General features: G+C 45.4%; 18 protein-coding genes. 6 read left to right on the top strand and 12 right to left on the bottom strand.

The window, feature by feature from the left end; translation table 11 throughout:
- The first annotated feature begins 52 nt into the window (after positions 1 to 52).
- Positions 53 to 862, top strand: a complete 810-nt coding sequence (ppsR, locus tag RBK99_RS01655; protein WP_317502906.1) for a posphoenolpyruvate synthetase regulatory kinase/phosphorylase PpsR — start codon at positions 53 to 55, stop codon at positions 860 to 862.
- Positions 863 to 892: 30 nt separating this feature from the next.
- On the opposite strand, the gene RBK99_RS01650 is transcribed toward ppsR, so the two are convergent.
- The 7 genes from RBK99_RS01650 to bioB all read right to left on the bottom strand — a co-directional run bounded on the left by RBK99_RS01650 (position 893) and on the right by bioB (position 7,708).
- Entirely contained in the window at positions 893 to 1,690 is a 798-nt protein-coding gene (locus tag RBK99_RS01650) for a DUF1338 domain-containing protein (RefSeq protein ID WP_317502905.1), read from the bottom strand.
- Positions 1,691 to 1,730: 40 nt separating this feature from the next.
- Entirely contained in the window at positions 1,731 to 3,089 is a 1,359-nt protein-coding gene (locus RBK99_RS01645) for a class II 3-deoxy-7-phosphoheptulonate synthase (RefSeq protein ID WP_317502904.1), read from the bottom strand.
- A 72-nt stretch (positions 3,090 to 3,161) separates the two neighbouring features.
- The gene (htpX, locus tag RBK99_RS01640; RefSeq protein ID WP_317502903.1) at positions 3,162 to 4,025 is read right to left on the bottom strand and encodes a protease HtpX; all 864 of its coding nucleotides are present in this window, start codon (positions 4,023 to 4,025) and stop codon (positions 3,162 to 3,164) included.
- Positions 4,026 to 4,092: 67 nt separating this feature from the next.
- The gene (bioD, locus tag RBK99_RS01635) at positions 4,093 to 4,758 is read right to left on the bottom strand and encodes a dethiobiotin synthase (RefSeq protein ID WP_317502902.1); all 666 of its coding nucleotides are present in this window, start codon (positions 4,756 to 4,758) and stop codon (positions 4,093 to 4,095) included.
- 18 nt (positions 4,759 to 4,776) lie between these two features.
- Positions 4,777 to 5,544, bottom strand: a complete 768-nt coding sequence (locus RBK99_RS01630; RefSeq protein WP_317502901.1) for a methyltransferase domain-containing protein — start codon at positions 5,542 to 5,544, stop codon at positions 4,777 to 4,779.
- Entirely contained in the window at positions 5,541 to 6,662 is a 1,122-nt protein-coding gene (locus RBK99_RS01625; protein ID WP_317503351.1) for an aminotransferase class I/II-fold pyridoxal phosphate-dependent enzyme, read from the bottom strand. Before RBK99_RS01625 ends, RBK99_RS01630 begins: the two co-directional genes overlap by 4 nt.
- A gap of 8 nt (positions 6,663 to 6,670) precedes the next feature.
- Positions 6,671 to 7,708 (bottom strand): biotin synthase BioB, encoded by a 1,038-nt coding sequence (bioB, locus tag RBK99_RS01620; protein WP_317502900.1) that lies wholly within the window; start codon positions 7,706 to 7,708, stop codon positions 6,671 to 6,673.
- A 101-nt stretch (positions 7,709 to 7,809) separates the two neighbouring features.
- Here bioB and bioA point away from each other — a divergent pair, with 101 nt between their 5' ends.
- Positions 7,810 to 9,087 carry an adenosylmethionine--8-amino-7-oxononanoate transaminase gene (bioA, locus tag RBK99_RS01615; protein WP_317502899.1) on the top strand — a complete coding sequence of 426 codons (1,278 nt, stop codon included), beginning with the start codon at positions 7,810 to 7,812 and terminating at the stop codon, positions 9,085 to 9,087.
- Between the two features lie 14 nt (positions 9,088 to 9,101).
- Here the strand turns inward: bioA and RBK99_RS01610 are convergent, their stop codons facing one another.
- Positions 9,102 to 9,461 (bottom strand): hypothetical protein, encoded by a 360-nt coding sequence (locus tag RBK99_RS01610; protein ID WP_317502898.1) that lies wholly within the window; start codon positions 9,459 to 9,461, stop codon positions 9,102 to 9,104.
- 108 nt (positions 9,462 to 9,569) lie between these two features.
- Here RBK99_RS01610 and asnS point away from each other — a divergent pair, with 108 nt between their 5' ends.
- Positions 9,570 to 10,970, top strand: a complete 1,401-nt coding sequence (gene asnS, locus RBK99_RS01605) for an asparagine--tRNA ligase (RefSeq protein WP_317502897.1) — start codon at positions 9,570 to 9,572, stop codon at positions 10,968 to 10,970.
- Here the strand turns inward: asnS and RBK99_RS01600 are convergent.
- On the bottom strand, positions 10,967 to 11,533 hold the full coding sequence (locus RBK99_RS01600; protein ID WP_317503350.1) for a nitroreductase family protein: 567 nt from the start codon (positions 11,531 to 11,533) through the stop codon (positions 10,967 to 10,969). The two genes, asnS and RBK99_RS01600, sit on opposite strands and share 4 nt — an antisense overlap.
- 109 nt (positions 11,534 to 11,642) lie before the next feature.
- Here RBK99_RS01600 and sppA point away from each other — a divergent pair, with 109 nt between their 5' ends.
- Genes sppA through RBK99_RS01585 form a run of 3 tightly spaced genes read left to right on the top strand, consistent with a single transcriptional unit; the run spans position 11,643 to position 15,924 of the window.
- Complete coding sequence (sppA, locus tag RBK99_RS01595; RefSeq protein ID WP_317502896.1) at positions 11,643 to 13,496, top strand: signal peptide peptidase SppA; 1,854 nt, start codon at positions 11,643 to 11,645, stop codon at positions 13,494 to 13,496.
- 38 nt (positions 13,497 to 13,534) lie between these two features.
- Complete coding sequence (gene ansA / locus RBK99_RS01590; RefSeq protein WP_317502895.1) at positions 13,535 to 14,548, top strand: asparaginase; 1,014 nt, start codon at positions 13,535 to 13,537, stop codon at positions 14,546 to 14,548.
- A gap of 32 nt (positions 14,549 to 14,580) precedes the next feature.
- Positions 14,581 to 15,924 carry a sodium-dependent transporter gene (locus RBK99_RS01585; protein ID WP_317502894.1) on the top strand — a complete coding sequence of 448 codons (1,344 nt, stop codon included), beginning with the start codon at positions 14,581 to 14,583 and terminating at the stop codon, positions 15,922 to 15,924.
- 67 nt (positions 15,925 to 15,991) lie between these two features.
- Here the strand turns inward: RBK99_RS01585 and RBK99_RS01580 are convergent, their stop codons facing one another.
- From RBK99_RS01580 to RBK99_RS01570, 3 genes are all read right to left on the bottom strand, one after another.
- The gene (locus tag RBK99_RS01580; RefSeq protein ID WP_317502893.1) at positions 15,992 to 17,476 is read right to left on the bottom strand and encodes a bifunctional 2-methylcitrate dehydratase/aconitate hydratase; all 1,485 of its coding nucleotides are present in this window, start codon (positions 17,474 to 17,476) and stop codon (positions 15,992 to 15,994) included.
- Positions 17,477 to 17,816: 340 nt separating this feature from the next.
- Positions 17,817 to 18,605: a TatD family hydrolase gene (locus RBK99_RS01575; protein WP_317502892.1), complete on the bottom strand. Its 789-nt coding sequence runs from the start codon at positions 18,603 to 18,605 to the stop codon at positions 17,817 to 17,819.
- Between the two features lie 18 nt (positions 18,606 to 18,623).
- Positions 18,624 to 18,983, bottom strand: a complete 360-nt coding sequence (locus tag RBK99_RS01570) for a hypothetical protein (protein WP_317502891.1) — start codon at positions 18,981 to 18,983, stop codon at positions 18,624 to 18,626.
- Positions 18,984 to 18,991 lie beyond the last annotated feature (8 nt).

Genomic DNA, 18,991 nt, shown 5'->3' with positions numbered 1-18,991 from the left:
CGGCCCAACAAGTTAATATCGAACCTACAATCGCTTAAAAAGAGATCCGCTTGTGCGTTACGCATTTTACATTTCCGATGGTACTGCATTAACCGCTGAAGCCTTTGGCCACGCGCTTTTATCGATGTTCCCCGTCACTTTTGAACACAAAACATTGCCCTTTATCGATAACTCAGAAAAAGCGGAAGAGGTCTGCAAAACGATAAAAAAGGCGGTTTCTGACAGTGGCGAGCCGCCATTGATCTTCCACACTTTCGTCAATGAGAAGTTAAAAGCCAAAATTACCAACTGTGGTGGTATCTGCTATGACTTTTTGGACCACTTTGTTGCGCCGGTAGCTAAAGAGCTTGGCGTTAAAGCCGAACCCAAAACACATCGTACTCATGGCGTGCATAAAAATTACAATTTTAGAATAGATGCCATTAACTATGCATTGGATAACGATGACGGAAAGCGCTTAAATCAACTCGATAAAGCCGATTTGATCTTAATTGGCGTGTCACGCACGGGAAAAACTCCAACCAGCTTATACCTGGCCATGCAATATGGCATTAAGGTCGCTAATTACCCACTGACCGACGACGACGACTTTGAGCGACTGCAATTACCGAAAGAATTGAAAATGTATCGACATAAACTTTTTGGTTTAACGCTTTCTTCGCAACGTTTGCATGAAATAAGAAGCCAAAGGCGGGAAGGCAGTCAATACGCCTCAATGGCTCAATGTCGATTTGAACTCGCGGAAGTTGAGAAACTCTACCGCCGGGAAGCGGTTCCTTTCATTAACTCAACCCATTACTCAGTGGAAGAAATTGCTGCAAAAATTCTGGCAAAAACAAATTTAGAACGGCACCGCTATTAGTGCCGTTCTTCAATCTAAGCAAACTAAAGCTTATTTTGCGTTGGTGCTTTCAAAGATTTTGTCCGCCGACGCTGCGACAAAACCCGTATAAAGTTTGCCGCTTTCTATTTCATAGCGTTTAGCAAATTCATAGAAGCAGCTTGGAATGTTCACGGTTTTGTCAGAAAACTCGACCGGATGCTGGTCAGCCATGGTCGATGATTGCTCCAGATAAACGTCTGGAGAACCTTTAATTTCGCCGCCTGACGCATTCAGTTTGAAGCCATTGTCTTTCAGCTTCTGATTGACTTGCTCGAGTGACTTGTAACCGGGTAACTGGTTTACACTGACGGTAAAGTGGTTAGCGCAATAGCCAAATGCTGCCATCCAGGCGGCATATTCGCTCTCTTCCAGCAATGACTGGTAGTCAGCATAACTTACTTTCCAGTGTGTCCCAGAGTACAGAAAATCTGATTTCTTAGTGTCTTCAACCGACACTTGAGCAACCATTTCTTTCACTTTACTTTGCAACTCTTCAGAGAACTCGGCTGTCATTAACTCGCTAATGAAGACTTTTGGAAGTTCAGGATCCTCGTGCTCAAAGTGCTTTGCTCGCAACTTTTTCGCTTCAAAGTGGTAGTCACCGCCTTCTTTATAGCCCAAATCTAAAAAGTGCTGCGCTAAAACTTCTAAACCAACGGGGCTTATATCAAATGTACGAAAAGCAACGTGATCGTTAACGATAGGATCCCCTTCGCCTAAAATTTGATGAACCTTTTTAGCTGAAGGTGTGCGTGATAAATAATCTTGCCACAAGTTTTCAAATAACACTTCTACCTGTTGCGACATACAACAATATACCTCTCAAATACCCGGTTAAAAAAGATTATCAGCCTTCGCCATTTCGGGCTGCCTTCAATGACTCGGCGACTAAAAACGCCAATTCTAACACTTGATCAGCGTTCAGTCTCGGATCACACTGTGTTCGGTAACGGCTGGACAAATCCGCTTCACTAATACGATAAGCCCCGCCAGTACATTCGGTAACATCTTCGCCGGTCATTTCTAAATGGATACCGCCCGGATAAGTGCCCTCTGCTTGATGTATCGCAAAGAAATGTCTTAGTTCCTGATGTATCGCATCAAAGTTGCGAGTTTTTAGGCCGTTGTCCGCTTTAATGGTATTGCCATGCATGGGGTCACTTGACCAGACGACATTACGACCCTCCTGTTTAACTCGACGCACAAGTTCCGGCAGTTTATTTGCTAAATTATCAGCCCCCATGCGAGTAATAAGAGTTAAACGACCCGGCTCGTTCTCAGGGTTCAGTGTATCGAGTAACTGAATTAGCTCATCCCCAGGCATAGTAGGACCAACTTTCACCCCGATAGGATTGTGAATGCCACGCATAAACTCAACATGAGCGTGGTCTAACTGACGAGTTCTCTCCCCAATCCAAACCATGTGCGCAGAGCAATCGTACGGGAGGCCTGTCAATGTATCAGTGCGTGTCAGAGCCTGTTCGTAAGGCAGCAACAATGCTTCATGCGACGTAAATAAAGACGTTTCATGAATCGTGGCATTGTTTTCTGCGTTAATTCCCAAGACTTCCATAAAACGCAGTGCCGATTGTATTTCTTCTGCAATTTGCTGGTAGCGCTCTTTTAACGGATTCGATGCGAGAAAACTCAGGTTCCACTTGTGTACTTTGTGTAAGTTCGCTAGTCCGCCCTGGGCAAAGGCTCTAAGTAGATTCAAGGTTGCAGCAGAGTGATGATAGGCTTTAATCATCCGCTCCGGGTTTGGTTCGCGCGCTGCTTCGGAAAAGTCCGAACCATTAATAATGTCACCGCGATAGCTAGGAAAACTTTGGTCACCAATGGTTTCAAAGTCACTTGAACGCGGCTTAGCATATTGCCCTGCCATACGCGCTACTTTCGTCACCGGACAGGAACCGGCAAAGGTCATCACGATGGCCATCTGCAGAATGACTTTAAAGGTGTCACGTATTTTGGGCGCATTAAAATCATTAAACGATTCAGCGCAATCGCCACCTTGTAGCAAAAAGCCTTCACCTTCACACACGTTCTTTAACTGGTTTCGCAGCGCTCGTATTTCCTCAGCAAACACTAATGGTGGAAACTGACTTAACTGTTGCTCCACAGCCTGCAACTGAGACGGATCGGAATACTTCGGTTGTTGTTCAATTGGCTTATCGCGCCAACTGCGCGCACTCCATTGGGCCATAACAAAAATTTATCCGTTTTATGGGTGAGTAAGAGTTAAGAATGTACCGCTGTATCCCTTGAAAAGCAACGACTAACGCCGTTGCTCAAGGGCATGGATACGCTCATCTAAAGGTGGATGACTCATAAACAATTTGGATATTGTTGAGCGTTTGCCGTTAATACCAAACGCCAACATCGTTCCGTCGAGTTGCGACTCTTTCCCCTGTTGCAGGCGGCGCAAGGCAGCAATCATTTTTTGCTTACCGACTAAATCAGCCGAACCTGCATCAGCTCTAAATTCGCGCTGACGAGAGAACCACATAACGATGGTGCTGGCTAGAACACCAAAAACAACCTCAAGCAGCATCACAACACCATAATAGGCAAAACCACCGCCTCTCTGGTTATCACCGCCTCGCATTAATGCGCTGGCAATAATCCGTGCGAAAAACATCACGAACGTGTTTATTACCCCCTGAATTAATGTCAGCGTGACCATATCGCCGTTGGCAATATGACTCACTTCGTGTGCCAGGACTGCTTCAACTTCGTCTGCATCCATGTTTTGCAATAATCCAGTACTGACTGCCACTAAGGAGGCATTTTTACTGCGACCGGTTGCAAAAGCGTTCGGTTCCGGCGATTGATATACCGAAACCTGAGGCATAGGCAACCCAGCTTTTTGCGCCTGTTGCTGAACCGTTCTAAGTAACCATTCTTCCGATTGATTCTGCGGCTTTTCTATAATCCGGGCACCAGTTGAACGTAACGCCATCCAGCGGGATATCCAAAGAGAGACAAAAGCACCGCCAAAACCAAACAAAGCACAAAAAACCAACAGCCCAATAGATCCTTGAGCATCAATACCCGTGACTGCAACAACAATATTAAAAACGACACTGACAACCAGTAAAATAGCCAGGTTAGTCGCTAAAAACAGTAAAATACGCTTCATTGCTCGTGCTCCAGAGGACGTTTATCTGATAACTTATGTGGGGTTACTTACTGTAATTTCAATCTCGTTACTGGAAATAAAGGCTCATATCTTTTTCTGACCACTCTGGTACATACGGTATGTTAGCAAGTTCCTGAGTGCCGAGCAGTTCCCTTAACGAAGCTAGATTCTCTTCTTGTCGTGGCATCGGTTCTAATTCGGTTTGAATGGCTATCCAGCCTACCATCTCACAGCCTTCCTGCTGTATTGACTGGAGACTCAGCAAGGCATGATTGAGACAGCCCAGCTTTAAGCCGACCACTAGGATCACCTTTGCGTCGATAGCTTTTACAACCCGCGGCATACGCAGACCCGGCGCCAGCGGTAATTGCCAGCCCCCCGCACCTTCAATAATCAGACTGTCTGTCTGTTGAGTATTAAACCACTCAACGGCAGCCACTAATTTTTCTTGTTCAATTACAACGGCGTTATCTGCAGCGGCTATATGTGGTGCGATAGCGGCTTCAAACGTATAGGGGTTAACCCTGTCGTAATCTAAATTCATATTGCTACAGCGCATTAAATTCAATGCATCATCGTTCACGAGTTGTTCTTTCAGCCAGTAGCAGCCAGAGGCAACCGGCTTCATAACGGCGACATTTTGCGGAGACTTAACCAAGTGCTGAACAAAAGCACAGGCGGCAACCGTTTTTCCTGCATCCGTATCTGTTCCGGTAATAAAATAAGTATCCATATAAACTTAAACTCAATCTTACTTAACTAATTTAATATTAAGAACGGACCACTCAAGTGGCAGTCCCTGTATTGTTCGGTAGTTTTCAAATGCGTTTTCTAGCTGTTGAAAGCGACTTCGGGTCATCAAGCCGGCATTATCAGGTCGCCTCACGTAGTTCGCCCCAACCCCTTTAATGCTACCCATAAGGTCAAAAACATTGGCAAAATACTGAGTGTGGTTTTCCAGTATGAAATCGGTGGAATGCCAGTTAAGCAAGCCCACTTCATGTTGGGCGCTTGCAGCCGTATGGAAGGCCTGTGTGTGTTGCAAACTGTCTAGCGCATTCCAGCTTTTAATAAACGAGCTGAAGGTGCCTTCAACAACCGTATTAACAGTAACGACACCTCCTGGCCTTACAACGCGATATGCTTCGGCCACTGCGCGTTTTAAATCATCTACCCATTGCATAGACAAATTTGCAAAAAGCCAGTCAATCGAGTTTTCGGCAATGGGAAGAGCTTCCCACTCGGCGTTAAGCCACGTTAACTTTGGGAAATCGGCTGCGGCTGTCGATAGCATCGCCGGGGCAATATCAACTCCAATATAGCGTTGTGACCGGGGTAACAAACGGGTCGTCGTCGATGCTGGACCACAGCCAACGTCGAGTACATGAGCTGCTTTGCCCGGCCCCAGATCCAACAGCGTGTTCGCAGTAACACGCTGAATGTCAGCGTGCTGATGGTAGTTCTTTGCGGCCTTATTAAATTGACGCGCGACGGCTTGCTTAAAATTCATTGGTTTCATACGTTTTCGCGCACCCTGTCTACAACTTGCCAAAACGTTTCAAGCGCTCCCAACGACATTTCTGAAGTCAAACTAAAGCGAATACGGGAGCTTCCTAAAGGTACCGTTGGGGGACGGATAACACTGCACAAATAACCATTATCCCGCAATTCCTTTGACATATTCAGTGCTTTGTCATCAGAATCAAATAACCAAGTTTGTATTGCAGTATTGGACTCTATCGTTTTTAAACGACGTCTCTTCATCTGGTCACGGAAATACTGAATAACGCCGTGAAGCCTATCCCGACGCTCATCGCCCTCCGCGCCTCGTACAATTTCTATTGACGCTTTTATCGCCGCAGCCTGAGCGGGTGGCATCGAGGTTGAATAAATATAGTCGCGACAAAATTGTATCAAGCTTTCTATCTCGTCATTGTCGGCGCAGACAAACGCGCCACCGACACCTAAAGCTTTACCAAAGGTTCCGGTAATAACGTCAGCAACCTCTGCGTCATCCGTTAACGACCCCCTTCCTTCAGAGCCGTACGCACCCAAGCCGTGCGCATCATCTAGCATAATATTGATACCATGCTGCTGCTTTAAAGAAGCCAGTTGCTTTAAGTCAGAGGCGTCACCGTCCATACTAAAAACACCCTCGGTTACCAGCCAGTCGCCGGCTTCAGCATTACTCACAATTGGTAAAGGTTGATTGTGCGGATAGCGCTTAAACCGCCCTTTGCCATGCTGCATGCCATCAATAATCGAGGCATGAACTAACTTATCTGCAAAGAGCTTCTGTTCTTCATCGATTAAGGTAGTTAACACACCGTGGTTTGCAGCAAATCCTGAGTTAAAAAGCAAAGCACGAGGTTTGCCTAACCAGCTTGCCAGTAATTCTTCCAGCTCCTGATGAAGGGCGCTGTAGCCACTTAACAACGGAGAGCCAGTGCTACCAACCCCCCAGCTATCTATAGCCTGTTTAAATGCCTGGCTTACACTTCGATGCTGACTTAAGCCAAGATAATCGTTGGTGCTAAAATTGAGCTGCCATTGACTATCTGACCAACGTACTTTTCGCGTGCGAAAAAGCGAAGAGCTTCTACGCTCTTTCAGTCGACGTTCAGACCCCGACACCATCTTTTCCACTACGAAGCGTCGTAATATCGTACAGGATTCTGTTGTTCCTTAATGGCGTCCTCTATCACTGCAGAGTGTACTTCGTCATCATAGCCGTCACGCTGTTCCGGTGTGATGCCAAGCCGTTCAAACAGTCGTAAATCAGCATCGGCTTCAGGATTTGCTGTAGTCAGTAATTTCTCGCCATAGAAAATTGAATTTGCTCCGGCTAAAAAGCATAGCGCCTGCATCTCATCATTCATATCTTCACGGCCCGCAGACAAGCGCACATGTGAAGCAGGCATAAGAATACGGGCTACCGCTACCGTCCGTACAAACTCAAAATTGTCTAAATCTTCTAACTTAGCAAAAGGCGTACCTTCCACTTTTACCAGCATATTGATCGGCACACTTTCCGGGTGCTTCGGCAGGTTAGCTAATTGCACTAACAAAGAGGCACGATCAGTCACACTTTCACCCATGCCAACAATACCGCCCGCGCAGACTTTCATTCCGGCGTCACGCACATTACTCAATGTATTTAGACGGTCCTGATAAGTTCGGGTGGTAATAATGTCACCGTAGAATTCCGGAGAAGTGTCGAGGTTATGGTTGTAATAATCAAGCCCGGCCTGTTGCAGCATTTTGGCCTGTTCATTACTTAGCATGCCAAGTGTCATACAGCTTTCTAAACCTAAGGCTTTCACACCTTTAATCATTTCAATAACGTAAGGCATATCGCGATCTTTTGGATTACGCCATGCAGCGCCCATGCAAAAACGACTAGCCCCTTTTTCTTTTGCTGCCTGAGCTTCTGCCAGTACACTTTCTACCGCCATTAATCGCTCGCGATCCAATCCGGTATGGTAATGCGCACTTTGCGGGCAGTATTTACAGTCTTCTGGACAGGCCCCTGTCTTTATCGAAAGCAACGTACTGACCTGGACTTCATTGGGATTAAAGTGCTGGCGATGAACCGTTTGCGCTTGAAAAACTAAATCATTCAATGGCTTCTGTAACAGATCCTGAACCTCTTCTATGGTCCAGTCATTGCGAACTTGTGACATGGTAAATCTCATCGGTTTGGCAAATTATGGTCGACTAGAATAATTCAGCTCGATACACTGTCAATATACTTTGCATTCTATACTTTACAATAGATTACTTTATGACCACAAGCGATATTGAATTTGATCGCCAGCATATTTGGCACCCTTATACGTCTATGCTGACTCCTTTACCCGCTTATAAAGTGGAGTCTGCAAAAGATTGCACGTTAAATCTTGAAGGCGGCTCTCAGCTCGTCGATGGCATGTCTTCCTGGTGGGCCGTCATTCACGGCTACCGTAACCCCCGTCTAGATGCAGTAGCGCACAATCAAATTGATAAAATGAGTCATGTCATGTTTGGAGGGATCACGCACCAACCCGCCATTGATCTCGCTAAACGCCTTATTGATTTGACTCCCGCTGCACTAGAACGCGTGTTTATTGCAGATTCAGGCTCCGTCAGCGTTGAAGTGGCCATCAAAATGGCATTACAGTTCTGGCTTGCTCAGGAGCGTACTGAAAAGCACCGCTTGCTAACAATAAAAGGCGGATACCACGGTGACACCTTTAAAGCGATGTCGGTTTGCGATCCGGTTAATGGCATGCACCATTTATTTAGTAAGGCAATTAATTCGCAACTTTTCGCTGATGCGCCAACATTAACGCCTGATGACGAATGGACAGAGGACGCTGGAGATCAGCTCAAACGTTGGTTTGAACAGTTTCACAGTGAACTTGCTGCTGTCATCCTTGAGCCTATAGTTCAGGGAGCCGGAGGAATGCGGTTTTATCATCCGGCGTATCTGAAGCTAATACGTAACCTCTGTAATGACTACGACGTGTTACTTATCGCAGATGAAATCGCCACAGGCTTTGGCCGCACCGGCAAGCTATTCGCTTGTGAACACGCCGACATTACTCCAGATATCCTTTGTGTGGGAAAAGCACTTACTGGTGGCTACATGACTTTAGCTGCCACACTAACCACTAAAAACGTTGCGGAAACTATTGGCCAGGGACCGGGTGGTGGCGCATTGATGCATGGCCCGACGTTTATGGGCAACCCTCTGGCTTGCGCTGTGGCGGCGGAGTCGCTGGCCATTATTGCTGAAGGTCATTGGCAGCAACAGGTACACAATATAGAAAAACAGTTAAGGAAAGAGCTGCTGCCTTTAGCCCAATACGAGTCAGTGAAAGAGGCGCGTGTTTTTGGTGCTATTGGCGTGCTGGAAATGCATGAGCCCATTAAAGTGGCCGAGGCACAGAAGCGATTTATTGAACTAGGAGTCTGGATCCGCCCTTTCGGACGTTTACTCTATATTATGCCGCCTTACGTCATTACCGCAGAAGAGCTGCGCCAACTCACTTATGCAATGAAAGACTATGCGGAGAATTAAAAAAGAAATAACGACTAATAACCGAAGAAATAAAGCGACAGACCACCTAAACAGCTCATAATCAATACCATGATGTTAATCCATAGATGCTGTTTGTGTTGGCGAAACAAAATAAAGTTAAGCATGAAACTGCACAGGCTTATCAATAGGCCGACAACGAGTAAGATAACAAATAAGTCACCGAGCGTGATATGCCAGTAATTTCGGACTGAAATGCCAAAAATCTCAGTTAAAATGGTGTTTCTTTCCGGTTTTGCGTAATTAAACACCGCAGCCGCAATAATAAAGACCAACCAACCAAAAATAGATAGCCACCCAAGAACACGAGACCAAAAAGGAACTCTTTTTAACTCTGCCAGCGATCCCCTCTTCATATAATTTTTCTCTCTGTTATCGGGGTTATACTTGAGTCTGCGCCAAACCGAGGTAACATAGCAACCTTTCTATATTAAAATAGTGTAAATTTCGGAGAAAACCAACTCATGTCGTATGCTTCTGTAGTGGATGTTCTGGCAGGAAAAGTCGCTGTCGATGAAACGGTCACAGTCCGGGGCTGGGTGCGCACTCGCCGTGACTCAAAAGCCGGTATTTCCTTTATTAACCTGCACGATGGCTCATGCTTTGATGCTATTCAGGCTGTTGTTCCGGCTGAACTTCCCAATTACAGTAATGAAGTTCAGAAGCTGACGACAGGATGTTCTGTTGCGATTACCGGGGTCGTTGTACCTTCTCAGGGTAAAGGCCAGTCATTTGAACTGCAGGCAACCAAAGTTCATGTTTACGGTTGGGTTGAAGACCCTGACACTTACCCAATGTCGCCTAAGCGACACAGTATGGAGTATTTGCGCGAGTACGCTCATCTGCGTCCGAGAACCAACATTACCGGCGCCGTCATGCGTGTTCGTAATGCCTTATCTCAGGCTGTCCATCGCTTTTTCCACGAACAGGGTTACCTCTGGGTCAGCACACCTATCATTACCACCTCAGATTGCGAAGGTGCAGGTGAGATGTTCCGCGTATCCACGCTGGATATGCTGAACATTCCAAAAACCGATAAAGGTGACGTTGATTATTCTGAAGACTTTTTTGGTAAAGAAGCTTTTCTAACGGTTTCCGGTCAATTGAATGTGGAATCCTATGCCTGTTCACTATCCAAGGTCTACACCTTTGGCCCGACGTTCCGTGCGGAAAATTCTAACACTAGCCGCCATCTGTCAGAGTTCTGGATGGTTGAACCAGAGCTGGCTTTTGCAAGCCTGGATGATATTGCCGGCTTAGCCGAAGCAATGCTGAAATACGTCTTTAAAGCGATACTTGAAGAACGACCTGACGACATGGCTTTCTTTGAGCAGCGCATTAACTCAGAAGCAATTACTCGACTAGAAGCGATTGTAAACAATGATTTCGTGCACATGGATTATACCGATGCTATCGAAATTCTGAAAAGCTGCGATAAGAAATTTGAATACCCGGTTGAATGGGGTGTGGATTTACAATCAGAACACGAACGTTATTTAGCCGAAGAGCATGTCGGCGCGCCGATTATTTTGAAAAACTACCCGCGCGATATAAAAGCTTTTTATATGCGTCAGAACGAAGACGGTAAAACCGTTGCGGCTATGGACGTTCTGGCTCCGGGCATTGGCGAAATTATTGGTGGTTCGGCACGAGAGGAACGCCTTGATGTACTTGACCAACGCATTGAAGAAATGAACCTGCCAAAAGAAGAGTATGGCTTCTACCGTGACTTACGTCGCTACGGTACCGTTCCTCACGCAGGTTTTGGTTTAGGTTTTGAGCGCTTGGTCGCTTATGTGACCGGTGTACAGAATATTCGAGATGTTATTCCGTTTCCACGAGCACCGAAAAGTGCTGAATTTTAATCCAGCACCAGATCATTACCGTTCATAAAAAACGGAGAGGGATCTTTTTTTGGTTTTATCGGCGTAGGGACAGCAGGAGTCCCTACGTATAAGAAGCCAACAATCGCATCGTCTACAGACAATCCTAACTGCTCCTTAATGAAGTCATCTTCGGCCATCCAACCCGTGCGCCAAATAGCCCCTATTCCTTGCGCAAACGCCGCTTGCTGCATCCCGTGAGTTGCACAAGCAACCGTGCAGAGTTGCTCTTCTCTGGGGACTTTTGGATGTTCTTGAAAACGTAAGCATGAAATTATCACTAAAGGAGCGCGAAACGGCAATTGCCCCGCCTGCTCTATTACAGGTTCAGAAAAATCGTTGAGCCTGGCCGCTTGCTGATAAATGTCAGCTAAAGCTTGCCTCTCTTTTCCCTGAAATTGAATAAACTGGTAAGGGGCCAGCCCCATATGATCAGGAGCTCTCACTGCAGCCGCCTGAATTAAACTAAGTTGTTCCAATGTGGGACCCGGCTCATTTAAACGAGGCATCGATGAGCGTGTGGTTAAAAGTTCTTCGGCATTCATACAGCAACCTTCTATCAATGTGTAACGCTTAGTTACATTCTCTGACTGGTCTGTGGCTTCGACATCCGATATGCTAAAGGCCATTTAGAAAAGCTATGAGAATTTTACTATGCGATCAGTCGGATCAATCTTCAGATATTTGTGGCAAATAATCAACGGTACACGCAAGTTCGTTTTAAACCTTGTGTTCTTTATTATACTTGCTTTCATCGTTGCAAGTATGTTCCAGGGAGAAGACCCTATTGAAGTCCCCGACAACGGTATTCTGGTTCTGAACCTAAATGGCATGTTGGTTGAAGAAAAAACGTGGGTTGATCCATTTAACAAATTTTTTAATGAAGCACTCGGAAGCGAAGATGAAATTCCGGAAGTGCTGTTATCCGACGTTATTGATGCAATAGAAAAGGCAAAAACAGACGAACGCATCGGTGCACTTCTTCTTGATCTCGAGAGCCTTTACCCAAGCGGACTGAATAAACTTCAAGCCGTTGCTGAAGCCTTGAATGATTTCCGCACGTCCGGCAAGCCTATCATCAGCAGTGCAGACTACTACTTACAGCACCAGTATTATTTGGCTGCACATGCCGATCAGCTTTACTTAAACCCAATGGGATCCGTGGCTTTTGAAGGGCTTGACTACACCCAGGTATACTTTAAAGAACTATTGGACAAACTGAAGGTTCAGCCTCATGTGTTTAAAGTGGGTAAATTTAAAGCTGCAGTAGAACCCTTCATTCGAAATAGCATGTCGCAGGAAGCACGTGAAGCCAATAAGTTCCTTTACTCAGCCTTATGGGAAAACTTCCACCGGGATGTAACCACTGCCCGTGATATCGATCCATTAGTCACCAGCGGTAAGATAGATGATTACATGTCCGCGTTTAACAAAGCGAATGGCGACATGGCTCAGATGGCATTAGAAACCAATTTAGTGGATGCCTTGAAAACTCGTACAGAAGTGCGTAATGAGCTCATCAATCTAGCGGGACACGATAAAGAGGACGATACTTTCCGGCACGTTACCTTTGAAAACTATTTAGCTTCTGACGCGCCGGCACCTGGTAGCATAGCGCCAAGTAAAAACGACCAAATCGCAGTGGTGGTTGCCAAAGGACAAATTGTTAACGGCACACAAAAACCGGGAATGATTGGTGGCGACAGCACAGCTAAGCTCATTCGTGAAGCAAGAACCGATGATAAAACTAAAGCGATAGTTTTGCGTATTGATAGCCCGGGCGGTAGTGCTTTTGCTTCAGAAATTATCCGCCAGGAAATCCTCCAGGCCAAAGAAGCTGGCATTCCGGTTGTCGCTTCAATGAGTACAGTTGCAGCATCCGGGGGGTACTGGATAGCCGCTGATGCCGATAAGATTGTGGCTGCACCAACCACTATTACAGGTTCTATCGGTGTTTTTGGTCTTCTGATGACACTTCAGGATAGCTTTGCCGCAATTGGCATTCATAGCGATACTGTTAGCACAACGGAGATATCAGGTTTAAATCCTCTGGAAGAAATGACAGATTATCAAAAAACCTTAATACAGAACTCCGTTGAGTCGACCTATGATAAGTTCCTCAACATTGTGAGCAACGCTCGTAACATGACCCGCGAAGACGTTCATGAGGTTGCACAGGGAAGGATTTGGACCGGTAAACAGGCAATGAAACGTGGCTTGGTCGACCAAATGGGTGATTTTGACGAGTCGATTAAAGTAGCGGCAGAACTGGCTGTTCTTGAAAAATACGACGTTAAAATTATTCAGCAAGAGCTGTCATCTAAAGAAAAGTTTATTGCCAACTTATTTAATAGTTCATCTGAATATTTACCGACACCGTCTGTCGATGCTCAACATTGGTTAATGGGTACAATAAACAAAGTAAAAGCAGAGACAGCCGTTTTGCAAAACTTTGATGACCCTAAAAATGTTTACTCTTATTGTGCACTCTGCCCTCAGCCGCGATAGAATTATCGCGGTTATTTCGCAGCGTACAGGAGTATATTTTGCCTCGTAAAAAAATTTATGTTGCTTATACAGGTGGCACCATAGGCATGAAGAAGTCGGCTCAGGGTTATGTCCCGGTATCGGGACACCTGAGCCAGTGCGTAGAAAGCATGCCCGAGTTCTTCCGCGAGGAAATGCCTGAGTTTACCATTAATGAGTACTCTCCATTAATGGACTCATCTAATATGACCCCCTCTGACTGGGTTAGTATTGCTTGTGACATCTCAAAAAATTACGACGACTACGACGGGTTTGTTATTCTGCATGGAACGGACACTATGGCTTATACCGCTTCAGCGCTGTCGTTCATGCTACAAAACTTGAGTAAGCCGGTTATCGTTACAGGCTCCCAAATTCCTTTATCTGCCCTTCGCTCAGACGGCCAGACTAACTTACTCAACTCTCTGTATGTCGCGGCGAACTATCCAATACCTGAAGTCGGTTTGTTTTTTAACAACACGCTGTACCGCGGAAACCGTTCAACCAAAGCCGATGCAAACGGGTTTAATGCGTTTGCATCGCCAAACTATCCTTCTCTGCTCGAAGCCGGAATACAAATAAAATTGAACGCAGGGGAAATTTCGGAACCTTCTTCTCATTCATTAACCGTTATTGAAATGACACCACAACCAATCGGTGTCGTTATGTTATACCCCGGCATTTCTTCAGAAATCATCCAAAACCAGCTAAAACAACCGGTCAGAGCAATGATTTTACAAAGTTACGGGGTTGGTAATGCACCTCAGGATGACGCGCTGCTGGCTAGTTTGGAGAAAGGCATAGAGCAAGGAATAACCATTCTGAATTGTACTCAGTGCTTCCGGGGACGGGTCAATATGGACGGCTACGCAACCGGTAATGCGCTGGCTGAGTTAGGTATTGTGTCAGGCTCCGATATGACAATTGAAGCGGCTCTAACCAAACTGCATTATCTACTGTCTCAAAATTTGAGTCAGAGCAAAATGCAAAAGTTATTACAGAAGAATTTACGCGGCGAGTTAACTCCGCCATAATTTGATACTAATCAAATAATAATAAGAAAAATATGAAAAATTCATCACCTGCTTTCGCAAGCCGTATGGGCTTCATACTAGCTGCAGCCGGTTCCGCCGTTGGCGTTGGTAACATTTGGGGATTTCCGACACAAGCTGCCAGTAATGGTGGGGGCGCATTCCTGCTGGTTTACTTAATTATGGTTGTGTTACTGGCTTACCCTATGCTGGTAGCGGAAATAACGATAGGCCGGATACGCCGCCAAAACCCTATAGAAGCGCTGCGCAATTTATCCGATAGACCATTTTTTAGAGGCTCGGGTGCCGTCACCGGCGTTATAGGGCTTATCGTATTAAGCTTGATACTAAGCTTCTATGCCATCGTGTCCGGCTGGCTTTTATCTTATATGCTTGCGCCACTGCTGGTTCTGCTTGGCCAGCCTGAAACCGCCGCCTGGTTTACTGAGTTTTCTGTTACCAGAAATATGGTCACCATGATATTTTTTATGTTGTTGACTGTTTATGTGGTGCGCTCTGGTGTAAACAACGGTATAGAGCGCTGGTCCCGTCGGCTCATGCCATTATTGTTTATATTACTCATCGGTATGTCCGCATACATTCTGACTCAGGACGGTGCCATTGAAGGCCTTAAAATGTACCTGGTACCGGACTTCTCGACAATAACGGATCCGAACTTAATTATTCGGGCTATGGGACAGGCTTTCTTTTCATTGTCGCTGGGTGTTTGTGTGATGATGACTTACGGTGCTTACCTGTCCAACTCAGAAAACATTCCGAAAACAGCCGCCTGGGTTGCCGGTATCGATACCAGTGTAGCCTTTTTAGCCGGGCTGCTTATCTTACCCGCAATGTTCGTGGCTCAGTCTAACGGGGTTACTATCTACGCGGATGACGGTTCTCTTTTGTCTGCAGATACTTTAGTTTTCGTTGTATTGCCTGCCATGTTTGATGCACTTGGCTATGCGGGTTTGTTTGTATCCTTTGGCTTTTTCCTGCTGATGGTTATTGCCGCTATTACCTCGTCAATTTCGATGCTGGAAGCCCCAGTTAATGCTCTGCGTGAAGAAGTAAACTGCGAACGTAACCAAGGTGTATGGGTAATTGCTCTTATCGTAAGCGTCATATCAACCGTTATAATTTATAATTTTGAGGTTTTATTTGGCGCTGTTATAACGTTCAGTACCGTTTATATGCAACCGATAATGGCTCTTGTCTTTGGTATTATGCTCACTTGGGTTCTCCGCCAAAACCACTTATTAAAAGCTCTACAACAGGGGTCACCTGATATTGATAAAAGTCTCTTTTGGAAGATATGGCCCTGGTACGTTAAATTTATTTGCCCTGTCTTAATTTTATTAGTCATCTGGCGTGGCTAAAATTAAAAAAGCCCTTCACAACCTGAAGGGCTTTTACTTTTCTCTTTCGTTATTCATTTCGCAACGACTAAATAACCAACTTTTCCATGAACTCATTAACGGGTATATCTTCAAAAGACTTCTGTTGACTGCAAAGGTTAAAAATTGAATTAACACGTTGTTCAGGAAAACGGGTTGCCAAATTTGCTTTAAACTTACTTTCAAGCACCGGTATCCCTTCCTCTCTGCGCCTTCTGTGCCCTATCGGATATTCCACTGCTACTTTTTCTGTACAGGTACCGTCTTTAAAGAATACTTGCAGTGCATTCGCGATAGAGCGCTTGTTCGGATCGTGATAGTCCTTACTGTACTGCTTGTCCTCAACGACTTCGATTTTATTACGGATGGTATCTATAACCGGGTGATTCTCATGAAAGCTATTTTCATAGTGATCGGCATTTAACTCACCAAAGATGAGGGGGACCGCCGTCATATATTGCAAGCAGTGGTCCCTATCTGCCGGATTTGCAAGCTTGCCTTGCTTTGAAATGATGCGAATCGCTGATTCATGGGTTGTAATCTCAACTTTCTCTATCTCGTCAATTCTGTCTTTAACTTCCGGATGCAATGTGACCGCAGCTTCACACGCAGTCTGTGAGTGGAATTCCGCTGGAAACGACAGTTTAAATAGAATATTTTCCATCACGTAGCTGCCATAGTCGCGTTGAAATTTAAACTCCCAGTCGGACTCAGGTTTTAGCTGCTGATCTTTATTCGTTTTATTAAATGAGACATCATAAAATCCCCACTGAGGTGCTGTCAGTGCACCGGGAATCCCCATTTCGCCACGCATTGTTATATCGGCTAAGCGCACCGCTCGTGATGTAGCATCACCTGCGGCCCAGGATTTACGAGACCCTGCATTTGGAGCATGGCGATACGTTCGCAGTGACTGGCCGTCCACCCAGGCTTGTGAAATAGCTGCCATGAGTTGTTCGCGCGAGCCACCCATTAACCAAGTTACCACCGCAGTGGAAGCTACTTTAACTAAGACGACATGATCCAGACCGACTCGGTTAAAACTGTTTTCTATCGCTAAATTACCCTGAATTTCGTGGGCCTTTATCATCGCTTCTAAAACCGTTTTCATCGTTAATGGCTTCTCGCCTCTCGACAGTCGGTTTTGTGAAATAAAGTCAGCGGTCGCCAGAATCCCACCTAAGTTATCCGATGGGTGCCCCCATTCAGCTGCTAACCAAGTATCATTAAAGTCCAGCCAGCGGATAATACACCCAATATCCCAGGCAGCTTTGACTGGATCCATACGAAACTGGGTTCCCGGAACCCTGGCGCCATTTGGAACGACAGTGCCTTCCGCTAAAGGGCCTAAATGTTTGCTGCACTCTGGAAAGCGTAACGCAAGTAAACCGCAACCCAACGTATCCATCAGGCAGTTGCGGGCTGTATCCCAGGCTTCATCGCTGTCTATTTCATAATCCAACACATAGTCTGCGATAGTCTGAATGACTTCGTCATAATCTGGACGTTCATTAGTTTCAACCGTTGCACTCATCGCTGACTCCTTTATTAGAATTAATACTCAGATTCATTAGTACCGTACTAATTTATACCAAGAAAATAATATTTTTGATCGCTAAAGTTTTCACTCTGGCCAGTGAAAAGGATAAAAAAAACCCGGAACCAATCCAGATTGTTCCGGGTCTAGGGGAATGGCTCAAGGGTTGAGCCGTGCGCTAACTCGTAATAATTACATTCAAAAAAATCCGCTCGAAATTTGTTCGTATTTTTCAGTGTAGACAATATTAAAGGGATGTCTAATATTTTTATGCAAATTTTTATCTTGCTGTTTTCATTAGCTTTCAGTGAAAAGCCCACACGTTATTCACAGCCAATTAACAGTTACTGAACAGCTTGTAATAGTTCGCAGTTGTCGTCTTAGCTACCTCTTCAAGGGTTATCCCTTTCACGTCAGCTACGCATTTCGCCACGTCGACGACGTAGGCCGGCTGGTTTTCTTTACCTCTGTGAGGAACAGGCGCAAGCCAGGGACTATCGGTTTCAATGAGAAGTTTATCCAGCGGCAACGCTTTGATCGTGTCACGCAATTCCTGCGCATTCCGAAAAGATGCGATACCTGAAATTGAAATATAAAAATCAAGATCATCAATTGCCTTTTTTGCCATTTCAAGCGACTCAGTAAAACAGTGCAAAACACCACCCGGCTGTTCCGCATGCCCATTTCTGAGTAAGGATAAGGTGTCATCCTGAGCGTCTCTTGTATGGATAATCAACGGCTTATTTACGTCATTGGCTATTTCAATATGCTGTTCAAAGTTTTCACGTTGTAGAGTCTTCGAATCGGGATCATAAAAGTAATCCAGACCGGTCTCCCCTACCGCCACTACTCTTTCCATCGAGACCAGTTTGCGTAACTCAGCAGCAAGTTCAGCTATTGGCGTTTGGCTATCTTTAACGTATAACGGGTGTACCCCACAAGAGATTGAAACATCATTAAACTCAGCAACAGCGGACTGCATTGCCGGAAAGTCTTCAAGTGTCACGCAAACACAAAGCATATGCTCAACTTTATTAGCACGTGCTGTTTCAATAATCGTCTTTAAATCAGCGCCCGCTTTTTCAGGATTAATTTTATCCAGATGACAGTGCGAGTCGACAAACATAGAAAGCCCCACTTAACATTAATGTGAATAATAAACGTCGTTAACGAGTTGGCCGAAGAGTTTACCATATTCATTCGTATGGTGACGGCAAAGGTAGCGGACACGGTGAATTAAGGCCTGATTTTCTGCAGGGATAGTGACGGCGACCCATTCTTTTAACTCGCTGCCTTCAAAACGAAAAACAATAGTTGCTTCCAACGTTTCAGTCTTGCCTTCAGCGTCGGGCCAGTTAACGTTTACTATAACCGAGCTGTTAATGGCGAGTTCGTTCTGGCAGTCTAAATCACTGCGTATGAGTAAAGTCACAGGATAAAATTCCGGAACAACATGTACTGCAAGCTCAACAACAGATTTAGGGTTAAAGGTTAAAGTCGGCAAAGTCAGCT

Origin of the sequence: Idiomarina solivarensis (assembly GCF_033052755.1) — a bacterium.
In the GTDB taxonomy this organism is placed as follows: Bacteria; Pseudomonadota; Gammaproteobacteria; order Enterobacterales; family Alteromonadaceae; genus Idiomarina.
This window is presented reverse-complemented; position numbering and strand designations above follow the sequence as displayed.